The organism is Bacillus salipaludis (assembly GCF_004358205.1).
In genome coordinates, this window is sequence record NZ_SMYO01000030.1 from 1 (window position 1) to 23469 (window position 23469).

Genomic DNA, 23469 nt, shown 5'->3' on the forward strand with positions numbered 1-23469 from the left:
CACCCGTCCGCCGCTAACCAACAGGAGCAAGCTCCTATTGATTCGCTCGACTTGCATGTATTAGGCACGCCGCCAGCGTTCGTCCTGAGCCAGGATCAAACTCTCCAAGAAAGTTGATATAGCTCATTTGTTACGTTGGCTCATGTTCTATATAATAGAAGAAACATGATTATTATTGTTTGTTGACGTTTTTGTTTGTTTAGTTTTCAAAGAACAATAGCACTTATAAAAAGTGACAGGAATATTATTTTATCAAACTTCTTAAATTCTATCAATCATCAATTATTTCCAATTCCGATTGATTTTTGCACTCTTTTCAAGAGCAGCTTTTACATTATATCACGTTATGCACATCAAAACAAGAGTAAATTTTACTTAATCTTGTTTACATATCCACTCTTTCTGGGAGCGACTTTATTAATATAACACCGTGGGTGTTAACTTGCAATAGAAAGTTTTTATAAAATTACTTTTTTGATTCTATTTTCTTCCTACCCAATTTTTAGTGGAAGTTGTAGGTAGAAAGCTAGCCCTCTTTAAATGCTTTGAATTTTTTAGCCAACTGCTTGAAATAAGGGGTGAAATCATTAAATAAAGGTTGTAATTGTTTAGTTGTCGCAACGAACATATCAACTGTTTCCATCAGCTGCATCAAATCGATCTGGTTAAGGAGACCTTCTATCTGATTTAGATTGTTTTGTGAGGAGGTCGGAGCTTCTTTTTCCTGAAAGCCAAATAGCCAACCATCCATTCGATTGGTGGTGCGATTAAAAGATGCCCGCCCAGGTTGCTCCAGAAATTCTTGTGAAGTATTTTCATTCATTTGATAAGGTTCTCTGCGGTTATGACTGCCAAGCATGAGTCTTGAAAACCGGTCGATTTCCTCAATTGGTTCCCTTTTTAATTCATTATCGTTCTCCAGCATTGACCCTCTTCTTCCTTTCTTCTTCTTCTTTTAAATAGAATATGATGGATTTCAAATCAAGGTGTGGACAATCTACCTAATAAATCAAGTTACCGCACCTCATGACTCCGAAAAATGATTAGACCTCATAAAATGATGGGCAAATGAGGATGTATTTTTACACTCTAGTATAAATCCTTATCACCGCAAGTGTAGGGAGCCCCACCCAAAAACTTGAAAATAACCATTAACTAATGTATTTTAAGAGAGCTAAAATTACGTTTTACCTTAGAATAGGAAGTGAAGTTTATGATAAAAATTGAAATACCAAACCCTGATGTAGTATTAACGAAACAAAAACAGCTAGGTGAAAAAGTAGAAGCCGTGATTAGCAGCCAATATGGTTTTACCGATTATCATCGAATTCCGCGTGATAAAGGCGGGATCATCCTACTTTTTAACGCAGAGGATCAACTATTATATGTCGGCAAAGCCCGGAAGCTGCGTCCAAGGGTAAAGAAACACTTTGAGGATACGGTTTCTCCAATAAAGTCGCACCGCGATGAGGTATACAAGATTGCGGTATCTGTTGTCGAAGATCCGATGGAAAGAGAAATTTACGAAACTTACATCATCAACCAGCAGCATGCCAAATACAATATTGACAAAGTCTTTTATAAATAAATCCCGCCCCCATCAAAACACCTTGCGCCATTAGCGCAAGGTGTTTTTCCCATTTTCAACCTCAATATTATTCGTGCTTTCCCGCTTTAATTCCTTACCCGAGCGGGGGTCAGACTCTTGAAATAAAGTTCAATTTTTCTAAAAATTTTAAGTTGTGCAACATATTTTTGAATGCTATACTGAACATAGTAATTTAGTAATCATGATTATAAAATCACTTTGATTGTTTTTTAACAATGATTTAAAGCTTTTAGAAAGCGCTTTAAGGTGAAACTTTTTATGTTAAACCTCTTGTGGCGAAAGAGGAAGAAAGGGATGTTAACATGTCAACAGAATGCAAAGAAAGAGAAATTATCACCAATTTTCCTTATACGTATCAAGCGATTGAAAACACTTGGATTGTTTTAAAAGACGGAACGAGACTCTCCAGTCGGATCTGGCTGCCTGAAGTTCCGGAAGGTGAAAAAGTACCGGCTATTTTAGAGTACATTCCTTACCGTAAAACTGATGGTACAAGGACAAGAGATGAACCGATGCATGGTTATTTTGCCGGACATGGTTATGCAGCAGTCAGAGTGGATATGAGAGGTTCGGGGGAATCCGATGGTCTCTTACAAGATGAATACCTAAAGCAAGAACAAGATGATGCCCTAGAAGTAATTGAATGGATTTCAAATCAACCTTGGTGTGATGGAAACATCGGAATGATGGGTAAATCTTGGGGAGGATTTAATTCCCTTCAAGTTGCAGCCAGAAGACCCAAAAATTTAAAAGCCATTATTACCCTTGGATTTACCGATGACCGCTATAACAATGATATCCACTATAAAGGCGGCTGTCTGTTAAACGATAATTTCTGGTGGGGAAACATTATGCTCGCCTATCAGGTACGTCCGCTTGACCCTCATATTGTCGGCGACAGCTGGCGGGAAAAATGGCTGGAACGGTTAGAAAATATGCCGTTATGGATGGCGCAGTGGATGGAGCATCAAACAAGGGATGAATATTGGAAGCATGGTTCAGTTTGTGAAAATTATGATGACATTGAAGTGCCCGTTCTTGCCATTGATGGCTGGGAAGACTCTTATACAAATACCGTATTCAGCTTAATGAAAGGGCTTTCGGTCCCTAGGAAAGGGATCATCGGTCCATGGGCACATGTTTATCCTCAGGATGGTGTTCCAGGTCCGGCGTTGGGCTTTTTACAAGAGGCTGTTAAATGGTGGGATCATTGGCTAAAAGGAATCGAAAATGATTGCATCGATGGACCAATGATCGATGTATGGCTTGAGGAAAGCATGCCCCCTTCTTCTATTAAACCGGTTAGTAAAGGAGAGTGGGTTGGACTTCAATCATGGCCATCCAATGAGGTTCTTACAAAAACGTATCAATTGACGCGTGGTAAATTACTGGAAGAACAAGATGATAGAGAAGAGCAAGTGTTGTTAAAAACCCCTCTAAATCACGGCCTTTTATCAGGTGAATGGATGGGTGCAGGAGTACTTGGAGAAAGTCCTTCAGACCAGCGATTAGATGATGGAATGGCGATGGTCTTTGAAAGTGACCTTTTAGAAAACCCATTAGAAATCGTAGGCTACCCGAGATTCGAAGTACAATTATCAAGTGACAAACCTAAAGCAATGCTTTTTGCACAGTTATCAGATGTGGCGCCGGACGGAGCAGTTACCCGTGTTTCCTACGGTGTAATGAATTTAACCCATTTAAATGGACAGGACCGGGTAGACTTGCTGACCGCTGGTGAGAAAGTAAATGCTTATGTGAATCTTGACTGTTGCGGACACAAATTTAAAGCCGGACACCGGGTTCGTTTATCAATTGCTACCACTTTTTGGCCAATGTTTTGGACCATGCCGGAGGATGCAACACTTACATTGAATCTGGAAACCGCTAAGTTTTCATTGCCAATCTTTAACGGCAGCCGAACAGCAGGACCGAATATGAGTCCGGAGAGTGCGCCATTAACTCCGATAACCATAATTTCAGAGGGCAAAGTCAATCGTTCGATTTCCTATGATATTGTAACCGATACATGGACTTGTATAACGGATGGTGTCGGCGGGGTATTTGGTGAAGGGGTCTATCGCTTTGATGAAATTGATGTGACCGTTGAACACAATTTGAAGCGGGAGTTGACATTAAGCAATGCTGATCCTCTTTCCGCAAAGTATACCATTTATCAAAAAATGAGAATTGGCCGTGAGGGCTGGTGGATTGAAGCTGACATTACCGTTACGCAAACTTCAGATGCGGAAAACTTTATCATCGTTGGCGAAATGGATGTAAAAGAGAACGGCGAGCCGGCATTCAAGAAAAATTGGGACCAAAAAATTAAACGCGTAGGGCTTTAAGAGAAAAGCAGAAGCGCCTTGGTCAGCCTCAGGCATAGCACAAGCCAAGCCTTCTTAACAGATTGGCTTGTAACCTCGAGGGGCAGGACGCTTGCGCTGGACAATTCTTAAAGCCAGCGATTGGGGGAAATGCGATGGAAGGAAAATTAAGAAAAAATATACCTACTCTAATCATTTTAATTATTGCAGGTGAAATGATTTATACATTGCCATATTTTCGAAACTATTATTATGATGTATTTCTAAAGGACTTTCACTTAACAAATACACAAATGGGTTCGCTCGGAAGTGTGTTTGGAATTACTTGTTTGATTTCCTATATCTTTGCAGGTTATGTGGCAGATCGTTGGAAAACGAAACACTTATTGACGCTCTCCTTAATCGTGACAGGAGCTCTAGGCTTTACCTTACTATTGTATCCCCCTTACTCTGTATTGGTCTTAATTTATGGAGCTTGGGGATTTACATCCATCCTGACCTTTTGGGTAGCATTAATAAAAGCCGTCCGTTCGTTAGCAAATGAAAATGAACAAGGAAAAGCATTCGGCTTTTTTGAAGGCGGACGCGGTGCTGCCAAAGTAATCGAATCCGCTTTGGTTTTAGGACTCTTCGCCTTTGTTTCAAAGCAGCTGAGTGACAAGGTCGCATTGTCCACAGTAATTATTTTCTATTCCGTGATGTGTATTCTTTTAGGGATCATGGTTATGCTGCTTTACAAGAGTCCTGAACAAAACAACAGCAGTGATCAAGGTAACGAAAAGGATCATACAAAATTTAATTGGGATATCCTTTGGAAGATTCTAAAAATGCCAACAACCTGGCTGGCAGCCGTTCTTATTTTAACATCTTATGCAATGATTAATAGTTTCTATTATATTACTCCTTATGCACATGCAGCATTTGGTGCTTCCACCATCATTGCCGCAGCACTGGGTTACTTTTCACAATACTGCCGCCCAGTCGGAAGTTTCTCCTCCGGAATCATCGGGGATCGAATTGGGATTTCCAATATGGTCATCATTGCCTATAGTTTATTGGCAGCCGGCTTAGTCGCTCTCATTCTTTTGCCCGGAAAGCCTTCTCTTATCCTGTTACTGTTAGTCTTTATCGCCGTTGTTTATGTAGCCATGTATGCCTTACAGGCAACGCACTTCGCGATTTTGGTGGAAGGAGACTATCCCGTTGAAACAACAGGAACCGTCGCTATGCCATTAATGATCATCGGGTATAGCGGGGAAATCTTTATGCCGATTATTGCCGGAGCTTGTTTGGACCACTGGGATGGTACCACTGGTTATAAGGTATTATTCGCCATTTTATTAGGCTTAACGATCTTTGGATTGATTACCGCTGTCATTTGGCAAAGAGTAACGAAAGAAAAACGAAAAGAGATTGCCCTTCAGAGAAAAATAATGAAAGAAAAAAAAGCAAGTTAGAATGAGCCCCTAAAATGAAAAGAAGCTGGCGATAAAGTTTTGTTTTTCGCCAGCTTTTTCATTTTGAACCAGTTCCACTACGGATCATTATTACTTCGGCTTCTGAGCCAATAGTTTGGTATAATTTTTCTATCATCTTTTTTAAAAAGACTATGTTAAAGAACATTGTTGAATTTTTAGCCCTGTTGATTGGAGCGGAAATCAACAGCCAAAGTTAACATAGCCCTTAGATCTCACTTCGCCTAAGAACGAAATAACTTATATGGATATAAAATTTGTAAGGAGTATAACGATGAAAAAAAAGGAAATACAATTGAGCCGCATGTGGAAATACTTTGTCGACGCAACGGCTGAAATTATCGAAGAAGAAGGTTTAGAGAATGTAACGATCAGGAAAGTTGCGGATAAGGCAGGTTATAATAGCGCCACCATTTATAACTATTTTTCTGAAATCTCCCATCTGATCTTTTTCGCATCCATGAAATTCTTGAAATCTTACACGGATGAGGTAGCTGTTTATATTGAAAAAGGAAAAGATCCCATTGAAAAGTACTTGTTAGCCTGGGAATGTTTTTGTATTCACTCCTTTAAGCAGCCACAAATTTTTAATGCGGTATTTATTATGGATTTAGGGGATCAACCCGAAAAGCTGCTTGAAGAATATTATAAAATCTATCCTGCTGATTTGATTAACATTCCTGAGGAGTTAAAGATTATTCTCTTTGAACGGAACGTGTCAAAACGGGGGCGGTCCTTCTTAGAAAATGCACTAAGAGAGGGATATATCAAAGAAGAAAACGTTGATGCGATTAATGAATTAACCATTTTAATCTGGCAAGGAATGTTTACAAATATCTTAAATAATCGCAAAAGCTATGAGTTTCAGGAGGCAGTGAAAATCACCATGAACTATATTACAGAGATTGTTCACAACGCGAATCTTTTTTCTTTTAAAAAATATGATCATACGAATCAGCAGTAAAAGCCATAGGGACGGTTCTGGTGGCTCCAAAAAGCCAGCAGAACCGTCCCTATGGTTACCCCATCGGCAAAAACACAATAAAGATGGTTCCGGTCCCGAGCTTGCTCTCGACCTCAATTCTTCCTCCATGTGCCTCTACAATAGATTTAGTAATCGATAATCCAAGGCCTGCTCCTCCCGTTCTTCTTGCACGGGAAACATCTGCACGATAAAAACGGTCGAAAATGAGCGGCAGACTTTCTTCGCTCACCCCTGTGCCATTGTCTTCTACGGAAAGCTTTGCAAACTGATTAGATGCTTCAAGCGAAACCTTAATCACCCCGGATACTGGATCCGTATGCTGGACAGCATTATTAAATAGATTAAGAATCACTTGCTTTAACTTATCTGATTCATAGAATCCAACAACATCTTGAGCAAGCTGAAATTGAATCGCGCGATCTCCCGCCAAAACGTTTAGTTGAGGTTCCATCTCTTCGATTAACATGGAAAGATTGCTCTCTTTAGCCTGTAATTCAGGAGCACGGTCCAGCTTCGTAAGCAATAATAAGTCCTCTACTAATTTAATAATCCGCCTTGATTCCCCCTGCATGCTATTTAATGCTTTGTACAGCTGTTCTGGACGATTGGCAGCTCCCCTTAATAAAACCTCAATGAATCCGGAAATGGAAGTAAGCGGTGTTCGCAGCTCATGAGAGGCATCCGCGATGAAACGTCTCATTTGTTCTTTCGTTTCTCTTTCATACTCAAAGGATTTTCCCAATCTCGCTAACATGTCATTAAACGACTCCGCTAAACGATCAATCTCTTCCTGCCCCTGTTCAACCGGAAGGCGCTCTTCTAAGTTTCCGGCATTGGTTTTCTTCACCGCTTTCACAATCCGTGATAACGGCACAAGGGTTTGGTTCAGAACGCGCAAGTAAATTCCAAGTCCACCAGCTAAAGCTAAAGCGGAAAGAATGGAAAAAATCAATAATTGCTGAAGAAGTACATGCTTGAGCGGTGCCGTATTCGTTCCCAGCTGCAGGATTCCGGAGATTTGATCCTGGAAACCTCCCCCCGCTGGCTTAAACACAATCAATTGCTCGACTCCCTTTGAATTCGTTTCGATACGATAGGAAACATCCTGATGAGTTGAAAAATCCTGCAAAATATTTTGATATTCCTTTTTAGAAAGTATTGGAGCTTGGATACTACTATTTTCTAAAAGGTCTTGAAAATTGCCGTTATTCTTAATCAGCGCAAGCGACATATCCTGTAAAAAGAAAAACTTATGATTTGGCCCCGGGAAAGTGTCCCCGTTGTCATGAGGCTTTTCATTATCATCTGGTAAATCTACATTTAAACCAATATCTTTTGGCAATGACATCAGCCTTGCACTTAGCGTTTCTGCCTCATTCTGAAACAGGAAATCCTTCATAACCAAGTACTGCGTAAGCCCAATCGCCAGTAAAATAAAAGCCAAGATGACTAACGTCCGTGCAAGAAGTTGATAGCGTAAGGAACGGGAAAAAAATAAATTCTTTACCCCCTTCATGAGAAATCTACCCTGTAGCCTGAACCTCTTATCGTACGAATCACCTGGTGCTGCTTATCCCCCAGCTTATCTCGTAAAGAGCGAATATACACTTCCACAATATTCTCTTCCCCAAGAAAATCATAGCCCCAAACCCGATCTAAGATGATGGCTTTGCTCATCACGATCCCGTGGTTCATCACTAAGAATTTGAGAAGCTCATATTCAGTTGGAGAAAGCTCCAAAATTCGGCCGTTATACGTAAATTCTTTTCTTCGGTCGTCCAGCTTAAAGGGTCCATACGTGACTTCATTAAATAGATTCGGGAATTGATTGCGCAGCCGGGCCCGAATTCTAGCCAATAATTCTTCAAAACTAAATGGCTTTATCACATAATCATCGGCTCCGATGGTTAACCCCTTCACCCGGTCTTCCACCTCATCTTTGGCCGTAAGCATAATAATGGAGGTTTGCGCACCGCTTTTTCGAATCATTTTGCACACTTCAAACCCATCCATTCCAGGCATCATCACGTCTAATATCGCAATATGCGGCTCAAATTCCTTCGCTACATTAATCGCCATCAACCCATCTAATGCTGTTTTTACCTCATACCCTTCCCCTGTAAGACCCATCTCTAAAAATTGCAAAATATGTGGTTCGTCATCGACGAGTAAGATTTTAATACCTTCTTTAGCATTCATGATCATACCTCCAGATCCCCTAATAGATATAGTTTCGTCTATTTAGCTGAAAATTAGCTGAATGAAAACTGAATATCGGCTTAATCGATATAAAAATGTCGGAATCGTTATGTAAATACCTATTATACTATGAATCAACTAGTTTGCTGAATTTTTCAGGAAACCTTCAGCTTTCCTTCAAGTCTAATTCAGGTTGGCCGTGCACAATACAGACATGAACAAAACGGGGAGGAGACATGAAAATGGGGAGAAAGAAAATAACATCCTTAGGAGTAGCGAAACGATGCGGACAACTAAAAATATAAAAATACTACTAGTGGATGATGAATTATCGATTTTGCAATTTTTAGAGCTCGGATTAATAGAGGAAGGATTCGAAGTAAGGACCGCTCAAGACGGTGCATCAGCCATCGACTTAGCCAAAGATTTTGAACCACATGTTGTCATCCTCGATGTCATGATGCCGGGAATGAGTGGGATTGAAGCATGCAAGATTCTTAAAAAATTAGGAAATCTGGCTGTTATTATGCTGACGGCAAAGGGGGACGAGGAGGATCGAATGAAAGGACTCGATCTAGGTGCCGACGATTATATGGTCAAGCCCTTTAGCTTTGGAGAACTGGTGGCGCGAATCCATGCAAGAATAAGAAATCAATTTCCCATTCTTTCAGAAAATATCGCAATCGGTCCTTTTGAAATTGATGACCGTCGGAGGGAAATTCGTTTCAATGAAACAGGTCTGAAACTTTCACCAACGGAATATGAACTCCTTCGATTATTGGTGATTAATCACGGAATGGTCCTAAGCAAAGCAACTATTTTAAAGAAGGTGTGGGGCTATGACGCTGGTGGTGAAGAAAATATTGTGGAAGTTTATATCCGCCTATTGAGAGAAAAGCTTCATGATCATAAACGTACCTTAATCCGGACAATCCGTGGTGCCGGTTATCGGCTGGATCTAGCATGATAAGTAAAATAATTGCTGACCTCTTAAAAGGCAGCAAAAGGAAAGGAATCATATGATGGAAAAAACAAATCAATCCGAACCATTGCAAACGAGTAATATGAATGTAAGAGGCCGGCCAGGAAATCCGCCATGGGAACGGCCTGCTCTGTTGACCCTATTGCTGTTGACAGTAATCGCATATATATGGGGGCTTGGCCAATCAGGCTGGTCCAATTCCTTTTACAGTGCCGCAGTACAAGCGGGTACGAAAAGTTGGAAGGCGTTCTTCTTCGGATCCATTGATGCATCTAATTTTATTACCGTCGATAAGCCCCCTGCTTCCTTGTGGATCATGGAATTATCGGCGCGAATATTCGGCCTGAATTCCTGGAGTATGCTTGTTCCAGAAGCACTGATGGGTGTCGCTTGTGTATGGGTCCTTTACCTGACGATTCGCCGCTGGTTCAGTGCCGGTGCAGCGCTAATCGCGGGAACAGTCCTTGCAATGACACCGGTGGCCGCGCTCATGTTCCGTTTTAATAATCCTGATGCGCTCCTAGTTCTGTTACTTACAACAAGTGCCTATGCCTTTACAAGAGCACTTGAGGAAGGGAAAACAAAATGGCTCGTGTGGGCCTCTGTCTTCATTGGCTTTGGCTTTTTGACTAAAATGATGGCCGCATTCCTGATCATCCCTGTGTTTGTAGTCGTCTATCTGTTATTTGCCCCTGTATCGGTACGCCGGCGACTAGTGCAAATGGTGATCAGTGCGATTACGGTTGTGGTTTCAGCAGGTTGGTGGGTGGCGATTGTTCAGCTTGTCCCGGCTGCGAACCGTCCATATATCGGGAGTTCTCAGAAAAACAGCATTCTGGACTTGATTTTTGGATACAACGGTTTAGGCCGGCTTACCGGGAATGAGTCCGGTATGGGCAGCCCAAAAGCTGCGACAGGAGTTTCAACTGCCAATGATATGGTAAATCAAGCGGCCAATATGGGCAGACCCGGCGGCGCCATGGGCGGGAGTTTCAGTGGCAGCACTGGTCTGACACGTCTATTTAACTCCGAAATGGGAGGCCAGATTTCTTGGCTGATTCCTGCGGCACTGATTCTTTTAATCGTTGCGGTTTGGCTTGTCCGCCGGAACTGGAAAAGTGATCGCACCATTCCTGCCATGCTTTTGTGGGCTGGAACGTTCTTCGTGACCGGTATTGTGTTCAGCTATAGTGCGGGAACAATTCACCCGTATTACACAGTTGCCCTGGCTCCAGCTATTGGTGCCATCATCGGGATTGGTGTTGAAGTTCTTTGGACGAGACGTGAACAATTGGCTGCCCGTTTAGGGTTAACGGCGACTATTGCAGCGACAGCAGTTTGGTCTTATATTTTACTTGACCGTACTTCAACCTGGTACCCGTGGCTGCGTGTGGCCACCCTAGTGATCGGGTTGGTTGCTGCTATTACGATGATGATCGCACCAAAGCTTCGGCGAAATTTAATGATGGGTGCTGCCGCAGCTGGATTGGCTGCCTGCCTGGCTGGTCCGTTTGCCTATACAGTCCAGACCATTGCGACACCACATACTGGATCGATGCCTTCTGCAGGTCCTTCGACGGGTGGCGATGGATTCCCTGGCCGCTTTGGCGGAGGTCAAATGCCGCCTGGGGCTAATTCAAGTAATTCGTCTACAGGACAATCCGGGAATTCCGGTTTTGGCGGGCAAATGTCTCCTGGGAACAATTCAGGTAATTCGTCTACAGGACAAACTGGAAACTCCGGCTTTGGCGGGCAAATGCCTCCTGGGAACAGCTCAACTAATTCTTCCCCAGGACAGTCCGGCTTTGGTGGTCAAATGCCACCTTCATCCGCAGGAGGAACCAGGAACGCTAAACAGGGTGGTCCTGATGACAACGCCACACCTGGCAAGAATATCGTAAAATTGTTTAAAAAGGATGCCACGAAATACACCTGGGTGGCTGCAACGATCGGTTCACAGTCTTCGGCTCCATATCAACTAGCGACAGGTGCGCCCATCATGGACATCGGCGGCTTTACCGGCAGTGATCCGACCCCTACCCTTGCCCAGTTTAAGAAATACGTGAGTGATGGAAAGATTCATTATTTTATTAACTCCGGCAGAGGCGGCATGGGCGGCGGCATGTCCACTGATAATACGAATGGAAAAACAAATGGAAGCACTTCTAATGGTAACTTCCAAAGAGGACCAATGGGCGGTGGTTCTAATTCAGAAATCACCAATTGGGTTCAAAACAATTTTAAGACAACAACAGTCGATGGTGTGACTCTCTATGATTTGACTCAACCGAAATCTAAATAATGTGGTTGGAAACGAGCAAGGATTGAGCCCTGGATAAACAGGGCTCGATCCTTTTTATTTTGCTTTTCTAAATTCGTTATCATAAAAATTGTTGTTTTTACACTAAGAAAGCTACTGTATGCGTGCGTTAACAACTTTTATCAGCGAATTTAGACCCTTTATCAGCGAATTGAAAGGTTTTATCAGTGAATTCGGCCTGTTTATCAGCGAATCAAGAAAAATCACCATTTTCCAAAAAACATTTCATTATTTTTCAGGAAACCTTCAGCTTACGCTCATGCTGAATTCAGATTGAAAATCCATAATACAGACATAGACAAAAAGAAGTCATTTAAATACAAGGAGGCAACAAAAATGAATAAAAAGAAATTTACTTCTTGGAGTGTAAGCTTTGCCAGTCTAGCATTCGTCGCTGGCATGATCTCATACCTTGGGATCAACAAAGATACCATAAACAAAACAACTGCCACCACTCAAGCTCAGGTCACAACACAAAGTCCAACCCAGAGTGGAAGTTCTTCGATCACCTATGAACTCCCAAACCGAAACAGAATCAGCGATTCCAAGCAGTCTAATACTCAATCTGTTTCACAAGACCAATCGTTTAGCCAGCATGGCGGTTTCGATACGACGACTGGAGGAACCTGATCATGAGGACGAAATGGAAACGAGGAGGAAAATAAAATGGAGACATTTGAATGGTATGCGATTCGGGCAACCGGAACGATAGCTTATCTATTATTATATGCGGCCGTTCTTACTGGACTGTATTCCATGGTCCAGAAGAAACGAAAAAAGAAAGTAAACAACCTACTTCATCTTCATGAAGTACTGTCAGATTGGTCGTTAATTCTTACAGGGGGACACTTAGGAATTTTGCTAATAGATTCTTATCTCCCCTTTAAACTGTCTGAAATCTTGATTCCATTTGCCAGCGGCTATGAAACGATCTCCATGGCGATGGGTTCAATTGCGACTTATTTTTTAATCTTAACGATCATTACGTCAAAATTCCGCAATAAAATTGGGTATCAAAGATGGCGAAAACTGCATGCGCTAAATCCCATACTCTATATACTCGTTACGTTACATGGATTATTGAGCGGTACGGACTTCCAAGGAACGATTTTGGCGGCCGTGAATATCGCACCCGTCATCATCTTTGGGGGGATGCTGTTTTCGAGTAAGAAAAAGCTAACAGCTGCACAAGGATAAATGGATTGCTTCCGCCAGTAAAAATCAATTTTTCAAAAAAGGGGGTTCATCCCCCCTTTTTTATGGATTCCAGCAACTAATTTCAGGAAACCTTCAGCTGATCTTCAAGCTGATTTCAGGTTGCAGGCCCATAATGAATTCAATGAGATATTTCGTGAAGGAGTGATAGAAATGAATCAAGTTGTTCAATATTCAATCGTTGTACCCGTGTACAACGAAGAAGCAGTGATTCATGAAACCTACCGTAGATTGACCGAGGTAATGAGATCGACAGGAGAATCTTACGAGCTTCTCTTTGTGAACGACGGCAGCCGTGATCGCACAGCCGACATCATAAAGGAATTTAGTGAAAAGGACCCCGCTGTTATTTTAGTAGATTTTTCAAGGAATTTCGGCCACCAAATTGCCATCACAGCAGGAATGGATCATTCAAAAGGAAGGGCCGTAGTCGTGATTGATGCCGACTTGCAGGATCCGCCCGAGCTTATTTTGGAAATGATTGGAAAATGGAAACAAGGCTACGATGTGGTGTATGCAAAACGGACGAAACGAAAAGGAGAAACATTTTTAAAAAAATACACTGCCAAACTGTTTTACCGCTTTTTACATTCGATGACAGATATCGACATCCCGCTTGATACAGGAGATTTTCGTTTATTGGACCGTAAAGTATGTGATCAAATGAATAACCTGCAAGAAAAAAACCGTTTTGTCCGCGGGTTAGTGAGCTGGGTTGGGTTTAAACAAATTGCCGTCGAGTATGAACGGGACGAGCGTCTGGCGGGCGAATCTAAATACCCGCTCAAGAAAATGCTGAAATTGTCGATGGATGGCATTACCTCCTTTTCCTATAAACCATTAAAACTAGCAAGCTTTGCTGGTGCGGGTTTATCGGTCATCGGCTTTTTCTACTTGTTCATTGTCCTATACTTAAAACTGTTTACCCATACTACCATCACAGGTTGGTCCTCCCTGATTGTGATTCAGTTGCTTTTTAACGGGTTTATACTTTTTATTCTCGGAATCACTGGTGAATATATCGGCCGAATCTATGACGAATCGAAACATCGTCCACTCTATATTGTTCAAGAGATCTATCAAAAGAAGCCAGAAAAGAAAATGATATACAGATGACCAAGCGATGGCTTTCTTTTATAAAATTTGCAATTGTGGGTGCGGTCAATACCTCGATTGATTTTAGCGTCTATGCATTCTTGACTTGGTTCAATGTAAACTACATCGTCGCTCAATGTATTTCGTACAGTGCCGGGGTGTTAAACAGCTATATCATGAACCGAAAATGGACATTTGAACAAAAAGGAAAAGGAAGTAAGCGAGAATTTTTCACTTTTCTTGGTGTGAACCTGATTACTTTGGTTATGACTTCTTTTTTATTAACGATGTTTTATAAGCATTTGCGACTTCCATTATGGATCAGTAAGTTACTCGTCACAGCAGCAAGTGTTGGAATGAATTATATTGGAACGAAAAGAATGGTATTTACTAGGGGGGTTCAACCATGAAGATTAAAAAAGCAGTCAACCATTGAAGCAGCCCTTATGAGGGAGGACTTAAAGCATATTGTTCTGATACCATAGGGACGGTTCTCTTGGTCTACTTTTTTATCTTTCTGACAAAAAAAGCCGACAGAACCGTCCCAAAGGTCCAATTAAAAAGCAGCCCCCTAAAAAATTAGGAAAGCTGCCTTACCATTCTATTAATGTTCCACTTTCTGAATAAATTCCCGTGTTCTGTTGTGTTTCGGGTTGTGGAAGAATTCCTTCGGCGGACCTTCCTCCACGATGACGCCTCCGTCCATAAAGATAACACGATCGCCCACTTCCTCAGCAAATTTCATTTCATGGGTAACCAGCACCATGGTCATTCCCTCTTTGGCCAAATCACGAATAACATTTAAAACTTCGCCAATTAGTTCCGGATCGAGTGCAGAGGTGGCTTCGTCAAACAGCATTGCTTTCGGCTCCATCGCAAGGGCCCGGGCAATCGCGACACGCTGCTGCTGTCCACCTGATAATTGGCTCGGATAATGATTCATCCGTTCTGCCAAACCTACTTTACGCAGGTAGGTTTCAGCCGTTGCACGAGCCGCCTCCTTGGATTTTTTACGGATTTTCATTTGAGCAGCCATCACATTTTCCAACGCCGTCATTGTTGGGAATAAGTTAAACCTTTGAAATACCATTCCCACTTCCGTCCGAAGCCTGGCTACATGCTTCTCATCAAATTTTTCGCCCGGCTTTACGAAATAATCACCATGGACTTTTACAGTCCCCGCCGTTGGGATTTCTAAAAAATTAAGGCAGCGAAGAAAAGTAGATTTTCCTGATCCCGATGGGCCGATGATAACTACCTTTTCGCCTTCCTTTATCTCTAAATCGATTCCTTTTAAAATTTCGTTGGAACCAAAGGATTTTCGTAATTGATTGACTTCAATGATCACATTAGACATGACGACGTAATCTCCTCTCTAGTACTCGTACAACTTGAGCCATTGGTAAACTTAAAACCAAATAAGCTAAAGCTAATAGTGTATAAGATTCAATCGTTAAGAATGTTTGAGAGGCGTAAGCTTGAGTCCGCAATAATAATTCATACACGGTTATAAATGCAAGAAGTGAAGTATCCTTTACCATCATAATGATGTAATTACCAAAGGTCGGCAATGCCACTCGAGCCGCTTGTGGGATCACAATCGACCACATCGCCTGCTTGCTCGTATACCCCAGGGCAAGTGCTGCTTCCGTTTGCCCGCGGTCAATTGAAATAATTGAGGATCGAATAACTTCTGACAAATAAGCCCCATAGTTAATTCCCATCGCAACAGTACCTGCTGTAAAGGCGTTAAAATTGATTTGATAATTTGGAATCCAAAATTGGACTACAAGTGAGAGGAGCAACGGTACTACATAATACATATAGACGAGTTGGACAAGTAGAGGAGTTCCGCGAATAATTTCTAGGAATATCACCAATATTCGATTCAGCCACTTGAATTTAGAAATCCGCCCTAAAGCAATCAGTGTTCCAAGGATTAATGCCAGAGCGAACCCGCACACGGTGGCTCCAAGAACAGTCCCCAGTGCTTTTACCAATTCTGGAGAAAGATCTTTAAACGCTGTAGCAAAATCTAAATTTTTTAAAATGTTCATATGAGAATCACCCTTTTTAGAAAAGCACAAGCGCCCGATAAGCGGCTCTGGGACTGGAACTTCGACTAAGGTAAATGAAGAAAACCAACAACATTCAATTGAAGTATAATGAAGTCCTTTTGCCGCTAGGCGCTTGAGCTAAACCATGATAGAAGTCAGGAGCATGTAAGACAAAGAATCTCTTTAAATCTATTTTCCAGCAGGTACGAAATTATCTTCATTTAATCCATACTTTTTCAAGGTCTTCAGGATAAAGCCATCTTCCTTCATCTTATCCAGTTCCTTATTTACCGCATCTAACAGATCTTTATCTGACTTACGGACCGCTGCACCAATATTTCCAGCTGCTTCAGCCTTATAAGGTGATACTAATTTTAAGTTCAACGTTTTATCATTTGTGATACTATAGCCCGCAACCGCACTATCTGTGATACATGCATCAATTTTGTTCGTATTTACGGCAAGAAGAAGCTCAGATTGTGAATTAAACACCTTAACCTCTTTAATTTCGCCTTCCTTTTGAAGCTTTTGCGCAAACTCAAGGAATGCGGTTCCTTTTTGTCCGCCGACAACCTTATCTTTTAAATCATCCAAACCTTTAATAGGAGAATCTTTCACGACAACCAATGCTTCCCCTTCGGTGTACCAAATGTTCGTGAAGTCAGCAATTTTTTGACGCTCAGGCTTGATATACATACCATCGGTTACCATATCCACATTGTTATTATTAAGATCAAGCAGCAAGTTTTCGAACTTTACTTCTTTCATTTCTACTTTTGGAATGCCTAAACGCTTAGCCACTTCCGTGATAATTTCAGCATCAATCCCTGAAAACTTTTTTGTATCCTTATCAATGTAGGCAAATGGAACGTCGTTAGAGGATGCGACAACAAGCACTCCTTTATCTTTAATCCTTTGTAACGCACTTGCGGAGCTATTTTTTGAACCATCCGCATTTCCATTTGACTTTTGGCCGCCGCAGCCTGCTAATAGAATAATAGAAAGAACCGTAAGCAAAAACATTTTGGTCAATCGTTTCATCGAAAAAAATCCCCCTTTTAATTTGGCTTTGTTAAAGAACAATGTTGATATTTAAAACAAAGTTGATTGGAGCGGAAGGTGCGAGACCCCAGCGGGAGCAGCGGGACAGGTGAGACCCCACAGGCGCTTTCAGCGCCGAGGAGGCTCACCGCCCGCCCCGCTTAAAAGCGAGCATCCTGGAGCGGAAATCAACAACCAGGTTTAGCACAGCCTTTAATTTAGCTTTTCACTTCGAGATCAAGCATTCCGCTCCATCTGACATTGGCAGAACGAAGGTGACCAATCAAACCCTCTTGGTTAGACTGCCGTACACAATGTGGTGCCAGGACATTGACGCCTTCTGGCTTGATTTGCTGATAGGTCACCACTTTTAAAAATGTCCCAACCCACACACCGCCTGTATATTTAGCAGCAGCCCGAGTCGGAAGAATGTGGTTCGTTCCACACACTTTGTCTGCATAAACAACAGAGGATAGGTCTCCTAGAAATAATGATCCATAGTTGATAAATTGTTCTTTAATGTCATACGCATTGATGGTTTGAACATGGAGATGTTCTGGCGCCCACTCGTTTACAATAGCAATGGCCTCTTCTAAACTGTCGGCAAGGAATACTTGTCCCCATTTTTCCCATGAAGCACGTGCCGTTACCGCAGTTGGCAAGGTTTTTAGCTGTTCTTCAATTTCCTGAAGAACTGCCACGCCTAAATCACGGTCGGTGGTAACTAAGGCCACCCTGGCATTTACATCATGCTCTGCTTGAGCGAGTAAATCGGAAGCGACATAAACAGGGTTGGCAAATTGATCGGCTATCACCAACACTTCACTCGGGCCCGCTAATAAGTCAATTCCCACCTGGCCATGAACTTGCCGCTTGGCCTCGGTCACATACAGGTTACCTGGTCCGGTAATTTTATGAACCGGTGCAATCGTTTCCGTGCCGTAAGCAAGCGCGGCAATCGCTTGAGCCCCGCCCACGCGGTAGACTTCATCCGCACCGGAAAAGTGAGCCGCCGCCAATACAGCCGGGTGGACTTCTCCCGATTTAGTAGGCGGTGTACAGACCTTCACATTCGAAACACCTGCAACCTTAGCGGGAATGATCGCCATTTGTGCAGAAGATAACAATGGATATCTTCCCCCGGGAACATAAGCCCCAACTGTTTCAATCGGAATCACCCGCTGTCCCAAATACACCCCCGGAATCATTTCTTGCTCAAATTCTGTTAGTGTTCGCCGCTGCGCCTCGGCAAAAGCGCGAATTCTCTCCACCGAAAACTGAAGGTCTTCAATCATCGTTTGCGGTAATTGGGAAATGGCTCTCTGAATGTCGTCCTCTTGGACACGAAGTTCTTCAATCTCCACTCCGTCAAACTGTTTTAGGTAGGCTTTAAGGGCAGCATCCCCCTCTTGCCGAACTCGTTGAATAATGGAAGCAACAGCTTCTTCTACACGAACTGCCTCACCATTGTTCAGCTGTTCCTGTTTTAACATTTCCATGTTCATTTCTCCTTTGTAGGCATATACTGGTTACCCAGCAGTTTTAAAAATGGCAGAATCCGACATGTGTTGGAAAACCATCATTACGATAGATCAGATTGTATCCCCCTAGCGTGTACAATGATTGTATACAATTAACCCTAAAAAAAATGACTAGAGTGTGTACCGAGTAATAATTTGATCAATGGGTAACGCATGATTTAATTTTTTCGTGAAGTCAATATCTCGTATGATGAAAGGAATATGTTCAATTGCAAGTTGCTTTGCGCGGATGGAATCTCGTTGTTTAATGGCTTCATACAATTCCCGGTGCTGATGATTCGAATGGGTTGTTTCCGTTACTGTCACGTCATAAAATGTTTGAATGATAAGCGTTAAGGAAAGAATCTCCCGCAAATATTGTATGAGATAGGAGTTTTTACAAGCCTCAATCACGGCTAGATGAAAGGATTGAATGGCCTGCAGGGCATTCTGTGGCTGATCTTGCTGGTAAAACTGTTCCTCCTGATCCAAGAAAAAGTTCATCCTTTCCAGGTCAGAGGGACTCGCTTGTAGTGCAGTTAAATATGTAGCTTCCGGTTCTAATATTTTTCGAATATAAAAGATTTGTTCCGCTTCCTCAGGTGTCGGGCAATAAACAAAAGTGCCCTTATTGGGAATAAAACGAACCAAAGATTCATATTTCAGACGAGAAAGAACCGCTCGAATCGGGGTTCGGCTCACGCCAAATCCTTCAGCAAGTGAAGATTCTACTAATTGGGTACCTGGAGGAAGTTCTGCATTGAAAATTGCATTCCGTAAAATTTGATAAATCTGCTGTTCCCCCATTTTTGAATTTGGCAAACTAGCCCCCCCTTCAATTATTCTATAATAATAGTTTAGTCCTATTTATCTGAAACGTCAATATATTTATAATTTTTGAATAATTTTGAATATATTTGTCGAAGGCTGACAATAAAAGTCAATTCATATAGACACCAGGCATTTTGGCAACATAAGCCGAACAGTGATTTTCGGATTGACAAGCTGACTAACTCGAATGTCCCCTTTTGCACTGATCATGCGATAGGCATCGGCAAACTCCAGGTTATGTTCCTTTTGTAAAAGCCTAATCCCTTCGATCATAGCCTCTCTTACAGCAGTACGAAATTCTGTTGCGCTTTTAATGATGAGAATATGACTGTCTGTTTCCACGATGGGCGTAAAAAGTTCTACGTTTTCCTTTTTGTTAATTTGAAGTGTGACTTTCCCGCCGATTTCAACACCAGTCCCATTCAATTCCCCATCTCCCATAGATGCGTGCAGATCTCCCAAAGCCAAAAGGGCACCAGTCTGAAAAACCGGTAAATATAGGGTATTCCCTTCCGTAATATCTTTCGTATCCATATTACCGCCATGTTCTCCTGGTGTTGAAGTTGGAATCGCTTCATTAAGGGGGGCAACGCCTATAACCCCGATCATTTTATTAACGGGAAATGTCATCGTGTTATTTAGGATCACCATGTCGTTTTCGATCTTTAAAATCCGGGTTTGTGCTTCACGAATGTAATCACCAAGAAGCCCACCTCCTGGTCTGGTTGACATCACGCCTGCAGAATCAAGTTCAATTTTTTTTATGATAATTTCAAGTACATCCCCCCTTTTCACATCTTCAATGTAAATAGGTCCTGTTGCAGGGTTTACTTTTAAATGAGGGAAGTCAGTGATTAAATCTTTTTCCGTTTTTAAATGTCCCCCATAACAGTCAATCGTTTCGATATCCACTATTTCGCCAAGTTTAACCGAAGCGATTGGTTTATTCGCACTCGAAAACTCGTATACATACTTTCCTTTTATTGTTTGTCTCATGTTTTCACCTTGCCTATTTTATTTTTCTTGGCTGTGTTAAACTTGGTTGTTGATTTCCGCTCCAGGATGCGCGCTTTCCGCGGGGCGGGCGGTGAGCCTCCTCGGCGCTTTAGCGCCTGTGGGGTCTCACCTGTCCCGCTGCTCCCGCAGGAGTCTCGCACCTTCCGCTCCAATCAACTTTGTTTAAAAATTAACATTGTTCTTTAACAAAGCCTTTTTCTTAAGAATAAATCTTGATAAGTAGCTCTGCTCTTATTCTTTTTGTTTCCGCTTAATTCGTCAGATGTGTTCCTTGAGAATTAAAGGTTTTCTCCCTTTTTTCCTCCCTCCCTTGTAATTTTCTACATGATTAAAATAATTCCTTTACGATAAATTAAATCCCCAAAAATCAGGCTTAACCATTTGATTATTTTGCCTAGCCATACGCATACGCTAGAGTGTAGCCGTTACAACTATCCCTCATTACCCCTTGTGTGCACATAGGTCATATAAAGAGTAATCCCAAACAAAAAAGCCCTTAAAGGGCTTTTTTATTGTTCTTACTTAATAAAAGATTACTGCACCAACGATAATTAACAAGATAAACAATACAACGATTAATGCAAAACCGCCGCCGAAGCCGACACCTCCGTAGCCAAAACCGCCGCAACCGCAGCCACCAAATCCGCCGTATCCAAATCCATCCATTTTGTAGCCCTCCTCTTTTTTATTCCTTATAAAATATGTTGATAAGTTATGGAGGTAAGGGCGTTTTCCCTAACTTTTTTTAGGATACACCCAGTAATTTATTACAAAATCTGAGCTTTTCAGGGAAATTATAATTATCTAAATAAGATGACTAAGTAGTAGTTAGCCACCTTTGCCTTTTGGAAAACGAACATCCTCTAGTTTCCGAGGAAGTTTTTTGTCGATAAATTCGTAATTCGAATTTTAACTGTTTATAGCCCGTTTCTTGTAATAGGCATCGCCCGGCCGGAACTTGCTTTTCTCCTAAAAAATCTTGTCTTTCCGTACACGGTTCCTTTTTTTCGTAAATTCCCATTTTTTATTCGAAAGTTCCCTTTATCAGCGGAACCCCCTTTTCAACCATTACCTGTCCTCTTGCCATTACAGTGTCAATTGTTAATGTTTCCTTTTGCAACAATACGATATCAGCATCCTTTCCGGTTTGGATGCTGCCCTTGCTTGAAAGCCTTAACACTTGTGCGGGATTCGTGGTGATGACCTCCAATGCCGTTTCCAACGGGATGCCTTCCTCTAAAACAGCATCTCTTACTTCATGATATAACGACGATACTTTTCCGACTTGAAGGCCTACATACGCCCCATCGCTGTCAAAGAAGGGAAGGCTTGCCTGTCCGTCTGAAGAGAAGGTGATGTGTCCGACTGGAATCCCCTCTTCAAGCATCCTGCGCAATGCCTTGCTGCACTTCACTTCGCCTTCCTCCAAAAACTGAGGAATGGTACTTGTAGTAAAGTCAACATATCCCCCTTGCTTTGCGTAATCAATTCCCGCCTTGAATAATTCTTCATTTCGGTTGATATGTGTCGGATGGAGATGCCGAATCGGAATGTTAGTTTGATCTGCAATTTCATGCAGCAATGAAAGCTTCCCCTCCCCGTCCCCTACATGAATTTCTATTATGCCGGCTTTCCCTGAAAGGATCCCACCATTTCGTGCCGCAGCAGCGACTTTAGCCAGTTCCTCAAATGTGGGTTCTGATGATCGATGGTCAGAAATGGCAATCTCTCCAACACCGATAATTTTGTCGATTAAAATAATATCGTCTTCGATTGTGTCCGTTAGTGTTTTTACGGGCACTTGATAGGAGCCTGTATGAATGAAGCAGGAAACACCCTCTTCTTCAAGCGCCCGCGCCTTGGCAAGTAGACTCTCCATTTTTCGTGTTGTCCCGTCCGTACCAAGTAAGCCAACTAGTGTTGTAATACCTGCGGTTGTAATATCAGTGAGCATAAGCTCGGGAGTGCGGGTTTTGAATCCGCCCTCGCCGCCTCCACCAATAATGTGAACATGTGAATCTATAAATCCCGGAACAACTAAAAGATTTGCTGCATTCATAATTTGAATAGGAACAAAGTTGTCAGGAATCTCAATTTTGTTATCGATAAATGCGATTTTATCGTCTGCTATCAATATGTCTTTCCGTCCTAGGTAATTGGGTGCGTATACTTCGCCATTTTTGATTAAGGTAAGCAATTTTTTTCTCCTCCTGTTAATAATTCTTGGCCTTAAAATGGACCATATCCGATAAAGTAAGCTGTGATGACAGCTATTAATCCGATGAGATATTGAATGAGTACCAGCGGAAGAATCCACCTCGCCCACTTTGTCCAAGAAATACCGGCAATGGCCAAACTTGCCATTAAGGTGGTGGCAGTCGGAAAAATCATATTTCCGATTCCGTCTGCAAAAGAGAAAGACAACACCGCAGTTTGGCGTGTAATATGCAGTAGGTCCGCGAGCGGCGCCATAATCGGCATTGTCAGCATTGCATGACCGCTGCCGGACGCTAGAACAAAGTGAATAAGCGTCTGGAAGCTATACATACCGGCAACGCTTAAATAGCCAGGAAAATGTTTGATGGACTCAGATACTTGATGCAGGAGAGGGTCGATGATATGCCCTTCATTTAATACAACAAGAATCGCACGTGAAACGCCGATGATCAAGGCTCCACCGATTAAGGAAGCAGAACCTTTTGTAAAGGAGTTAACAATACGATCTGCAGACATGTTTCCGATGATTCCAACTACGATTGTCAATATAATGAATAAGGCTGCAATTTCTGTAATGTA

General features: G+C 42.1%; 21 protein-coding genes, 1 rRNA gene and 1 pseudogene. 10 read left to right on the forward strand and 13 right to left on the reverse strand.

Translation table 11 applies throughout. The features are described 5' to 3' along the window. A 16S ribosomal RNA gene (locus tag E2K98_RS28080) occupies positions 1–111 on the reverse strand; the annotation flags it as partial. Between the two features lie 415 nt (positions 112–526). Then, positions 527–925, reverse strand: coding sequence for a hypothetical protein (locus tag E2K98_RS28085; RefSeq protein ID WP_133340017.1), 399 nt, complete (start codon positions 923–925; stop codon positions 527–529). 288 nt (positions 926–1213) lie between these two features. Between E2K98_RS28085 and E2K98_RS28090 the strand changes: the two genes are divergently transcribed. The 4 genes from E2K98_RS28090 to E2K98_RS28105 all read left to right on the forward strand — a co-directional run bounded on the left by E2K98_RS28090 (position 1214) and on the right by E2K98_RS28105 (position 6375). Continuing rightward, positions 1214–1588, forward strand: coding sequence for a nucleotide excision repair endonuclease (locus E2K98_RS28090; protein WP_133340019.1), 375 nt, complete (start codon positions 1214–1216; stop codon positions 1586–1588). 323 nt (positions 1589–1911) lie between these two features. Further along, entirely contained in the window at positions 1912–3957 is a 2046-nt protein-coding gene (locus E2K98_RS28095; RefSeq protein WP_133340021.1) for a CocE/NonD family hydrolase, read from the forward strand. A gap of 134 nt (positions 3958–4091) precedes the next feature. After that, positions 4092–5393 carry an MFS transporter gene (locus E2K98_RS28100; protein WP_208025440.1) on the forward strand — a complete coding sequence of 434 codons (1302 nt, stop codon included), beginning with the start codon at positions 4092–4094 and terminating at the stop codon, positions 5391–5393. Positions 5394–5685: 292 nt separating this feature from the next. Next, positions 5686–6375, forward strand: a complete 690-nt coding sequence (locus E2K98_RS28105; RefSeq protein ID WP_133340023.1) for a TetR/AcrR family transcriptional regulator — start codon at positions 5686–5688, stop codon at positions 6373–6375. A gap of 55 nt (positions 6376–6430) precedes the next feature. Here E2K98_RS28105 and E2K98_RS28110 read toward each other — a convergent pair whose 3' ends face one another. After that, complete coding sequence (locus E2K98_RS28110) at positions 6431–7912, reverse strand: sensor histidine kinase (protein WP_133340025.1); 1482 nt, start codon at positions 7910–7912, stop codon at positions 6431–6433. Continuing rightward, complete coding sequence (locus E2K98_RS28115; protein WP_133340027.1) at positions 7909–8595, reverse strand: response regulator transcription factor; 687 nt, start codon at positions 8593–8595, stop codon at positions 7909–7911. Before E2K98_RS28115 ends, E2K98_RS28110 begins: the two co-directional genes overlap by 4 nt. Positions 8596–8878: 283 nt before the next feature. Here E2K98_RS28115 and E2K98_RS28120 point away from each other — a divergent pair, with 283 nt between their 5' ends. From E2K98_RS28120 to E2K98_RS28145, 6 genes are all read left to right on the forward strand, one after another. After that, positions 8879–9562 (forward strand): response regulator transcription factor, encoded by a 684-nt coding sequence (locus E2K98_RS28120; protein WP_133340029.1) that lies wholly within the window; start codon positions 8879–8881, stop codon positions 9560–9562. Between the two features lie 52 nt (positions 9563–9614). Then, positions 9615–11879 carry a glycosyltransferase family 39 protein gene (locus E2K98_RS28125; protein ID WP_133340031.1) on the forward strand — a complete coding sequence of 755 codons (2265 nt, stop codon included), beginning with the start codon at positions 9615–9617 and terminating at the stop codon, positions 11877–11879. Between the two features lie 291 nt (positions 11880–12170). After that, positions 12171–12527 (forward strand): hypothetical protein, encoded by a 357-nt coding sequence (locus tag E2K98_RS28130; protein WP_133340033.1) that lies wholly within the window; start codon positions 12171–12173, stop codon positions 12525–12527. Between the two features lie 36 nt (positions 12528–12563). After that, a complete protein-coding gene (locus E2K98_RS28135) occupies positions 12564–13094 on the forward strand; it encodes a ferric reductase-like transmembrane domain-containing protein (protein WP_133340035.1) in 531 nt (176 codons plus the stop codon). A 171-nt stretch (positions 13095–13265) separates the two neighbouring features. Then, positions 13266–14228 carry a glycosyltransferase family 2 protein gene (locus tag E2K98_RS28140; protein WP_133340037.1) on the forward strand — a complete coding sequence of 321 codons (963 nt, stop codon included), beginning with the start codon at positions 13266–13268 and terminating at the stop codon, positions 14226–14228. Next, a complete protein-coding gene (locus E2K98_RS28145) occupies positions 14225–14617 on the forward strand; it encodes a GtrA family protein (protein WP_133340039.1) in 393 nt (130 codons plus the stop codon). The genes E2K98_RS28140 and E2K98_RS28145 overlap by 4 nt, the downstream gene beginning before the upstream one ends. Positions 14618–14811: 194 nt before the next feature. On the opposite strand, the gene E2K98_RS28150 is transcribed toward E2K98_RS28145, so the two are convergent. From E2K98_RS28150 to E2K98_RS28190, 9 genes and pseudogenes are all read right to left on the reverse strand, one after another. Next, a complete protein-coding gene (locus tag E2K98_RS28150) occupies positions 14812–15552 on the reverse strand; it encodes an amino acid ABC transporter ATP-binding protein (RefSeq protein WP_133340053.1) in 741 nt (246 codons plus the stop codon). Between the two features lie 4 nt (positions 15553–15556). Next, a complete protein-coding gene (locus E2K98_RS28155; protein ID WP_133340041.1) occupies positions 15557–16264 on the reverse strand; it encodes an amino acid ABC transporter permease in 708 nt (235 codons plus the stop codon). Between the two features lie 189 nt (positions 16265–16453). Continuing rightward, positions 16454–17305 carry an ABC transporter substrate-binding protein gene (locus tag E2K98_RS28160; protein WP_133340043.1) on the reverse strand — a complete coding sequence of 284 codons (852 nt, stop codon included), beginning with the start codon at positions 17303–17305 and terminating at the stop codon, positions 16454–16456. A gap of 218 nt (positions 17306–17523) precedes the next feature. After that, positions 17524–18804: a histidinol dehydrogenase gene (gene hisD / locus E2K98_RS28165; RefSeq protein WP_208025441.1), complete on the reverse strand. Its 1281-nt coding sequence runs from the start codon at positions 18802–18804 to the stop codon at positions 17524–17526. A 153-nt stretch (positions 18805–18957) separates the two neighbouring features. Next, complete coding sequence (locus E2K98_RS28170) at positions 18958–19647, reverse strand: GntR family transcriptional regulator (protein WP_235824955.1); 690 nt, start codon at positions 19645–19647, stop codon at positions 18958–18960. A 123-nt stretch (positions 19648–19770) separates the two neighbouring features. After that, the gene (locus E2K98_RS28175; protein ID WP_133340047.1) at positions 19771–20652 is read right to left on the reverse strand and encodes an acetamidase/formamidase family protein; all 882 of its coding nucleotides are present in this window, start codon (positions 20650–20652) and stop codon (positions 19771–19773) included. A 543-nt stretch (positions 20653–21195) separates the two neighbouring features. Then, positions 21196–21339 (reverse strand): YjcZ family sporulation protein, encoded by a 144-nt coding sequence (locus E2K98_RS28180; protein ID WP_133340049.1) that lies wholly within the window; start codon positions 21337–21339, stop codon positions 21196–21198. A gap of 358 nt (positions 21340–21697) precedes the next feature. After that, a complete protein-coding gene (gene iadA / locus E2K98_RS28185) occupies positions 21698–22870 on the reverse strand; it encodes a beta-aspartyl-peptidase (RefSeq protein ID WP_133340051.1) in 1173 nt (390 codons plus the stop codon). Between the two features lie 32 nt (positions 22871–22902). Continuing rightward, a pseudogene (locus E2K98_RS28190) lies at positions 22903–23469 on the reverse strand (YfcC family protein); the annotation flags it as partial.

Bases quoted from the DNA above. Each gene is read 5' to 3' on its own strand.
- E2K98_RS28125 (WP_133340031.1), top strand. From the start codon at position 9,615: ATGATGGAAAAAACAAATCAATCCGAACCATTGCAAACGAGTAATATG.
- E2K98_RS28180 (WP_133340049.1), bottom strand. From the start codon at position 21,339: ATGGATGGATTTGGATACGGCGGATTTGGTGGCTGCGGTTGCGGCGGT.
- E2K98_RS28095 (WP_133340021.1), top strand. From the start codon at position 1,912: ATGTCAACAGAATGCAAAGAAAGAGAAATTATCACCAATTTTCCTTAT.
- E2K98_RS28155 (WP_133340041.1), bottom strand. From the start codon at position 16,264: ATGAACATTTTAAAAAATTTAGATTTTGCTACAGCGTTTAAAGATCTT.
- E2K98_RS28110 (WP_133340025.1), bottom strand. From the start codon at position 7,912: ATGAAGGGGGTAAAGAATTTATTTTTTTCCCGTTCCTTACGCTATCAA.
- E2K98_RS28085 (WP_133340017.1), bottom strand. From the start codon at position 925: ATGCTGGAGAACGATAATGAATTAAAAAGGGAACCAATTGAGGAAATC.
- E2K98_RS28135 (WP_133340035.1), top strand. From the start codon at position 12,564: ATGGAGACATTTGAATGGTATGCGATTCGGGCAACCGGAACGATAGCT.
- hisD (WP_208025441.1), bottom strand. From the start codon at position 18,804: ATGGAAATGTTAAAACAGGAACAGCTGAACAATGGTGAGGCAGTTCGT.
- E2K98_RS28145 (WP_133340039.1), top strand. From the start codon at position 14,225: ATGACCAAGCGATGGCTTTCTTTTATAAAATTTGCAATTGTGGGTGCG.
- E2K98_RS28090 (WP_133340019.1), top strand. From the start codon at position 1,214: ATGATAAAAATTGAAATACCAAACCCTGATGTAGTATTAACGAAACAA.
- E2K98_RS28175 (WP_133340047.1), bottom strand. From the start codon at position 20,652: ATGAGACAAACAATAAAAGGAAAGTATGTATACGAGTTTTCGAGTGCG.
- E2K98_RS28160 (WP_133340043.1), bottom strand. From the start codon at position 17,305: ATGAAACGATTGACCAAAATGTTTTTGCTTACGGTTCTTTCTATTATT.
- E2K98_RS28115 (WP_133340027.1), bottom strand. From the start codon at position 8,595: ATGAATGCTAAAGAAGGTATTAAAATCTTACTCGTCGATGACGAACCA.
- E2K98_RS28100 (WP_208025440.1), top strand. From the start codon at position 4,092: ATGGAAGGAAAATTAAGAAAAAATATACCTACTCTAATCATTTTAATT.
- E2K98_RS28140 (WP_133340037.1), top strand. From the start codon at position 13,266: ATGAATCAAGTTGTTCAATATTCAATCGTTGTACCCGTGTACAACGAA.
- E2K98_RS28105 (WP_133340023.1), top strand. From the start codon at position 5,686: ATGAAAAAAAAGGAAATACAATTGAGCCGCATGTGGAAATACTTTGTC.
- E2K98_RS28120 (WP_133340029.1), top strand. From the start codon at position 8,879: ATGCGGACAACTAAAAATATAAAAATACTACTAGTGGATGATGAATTA.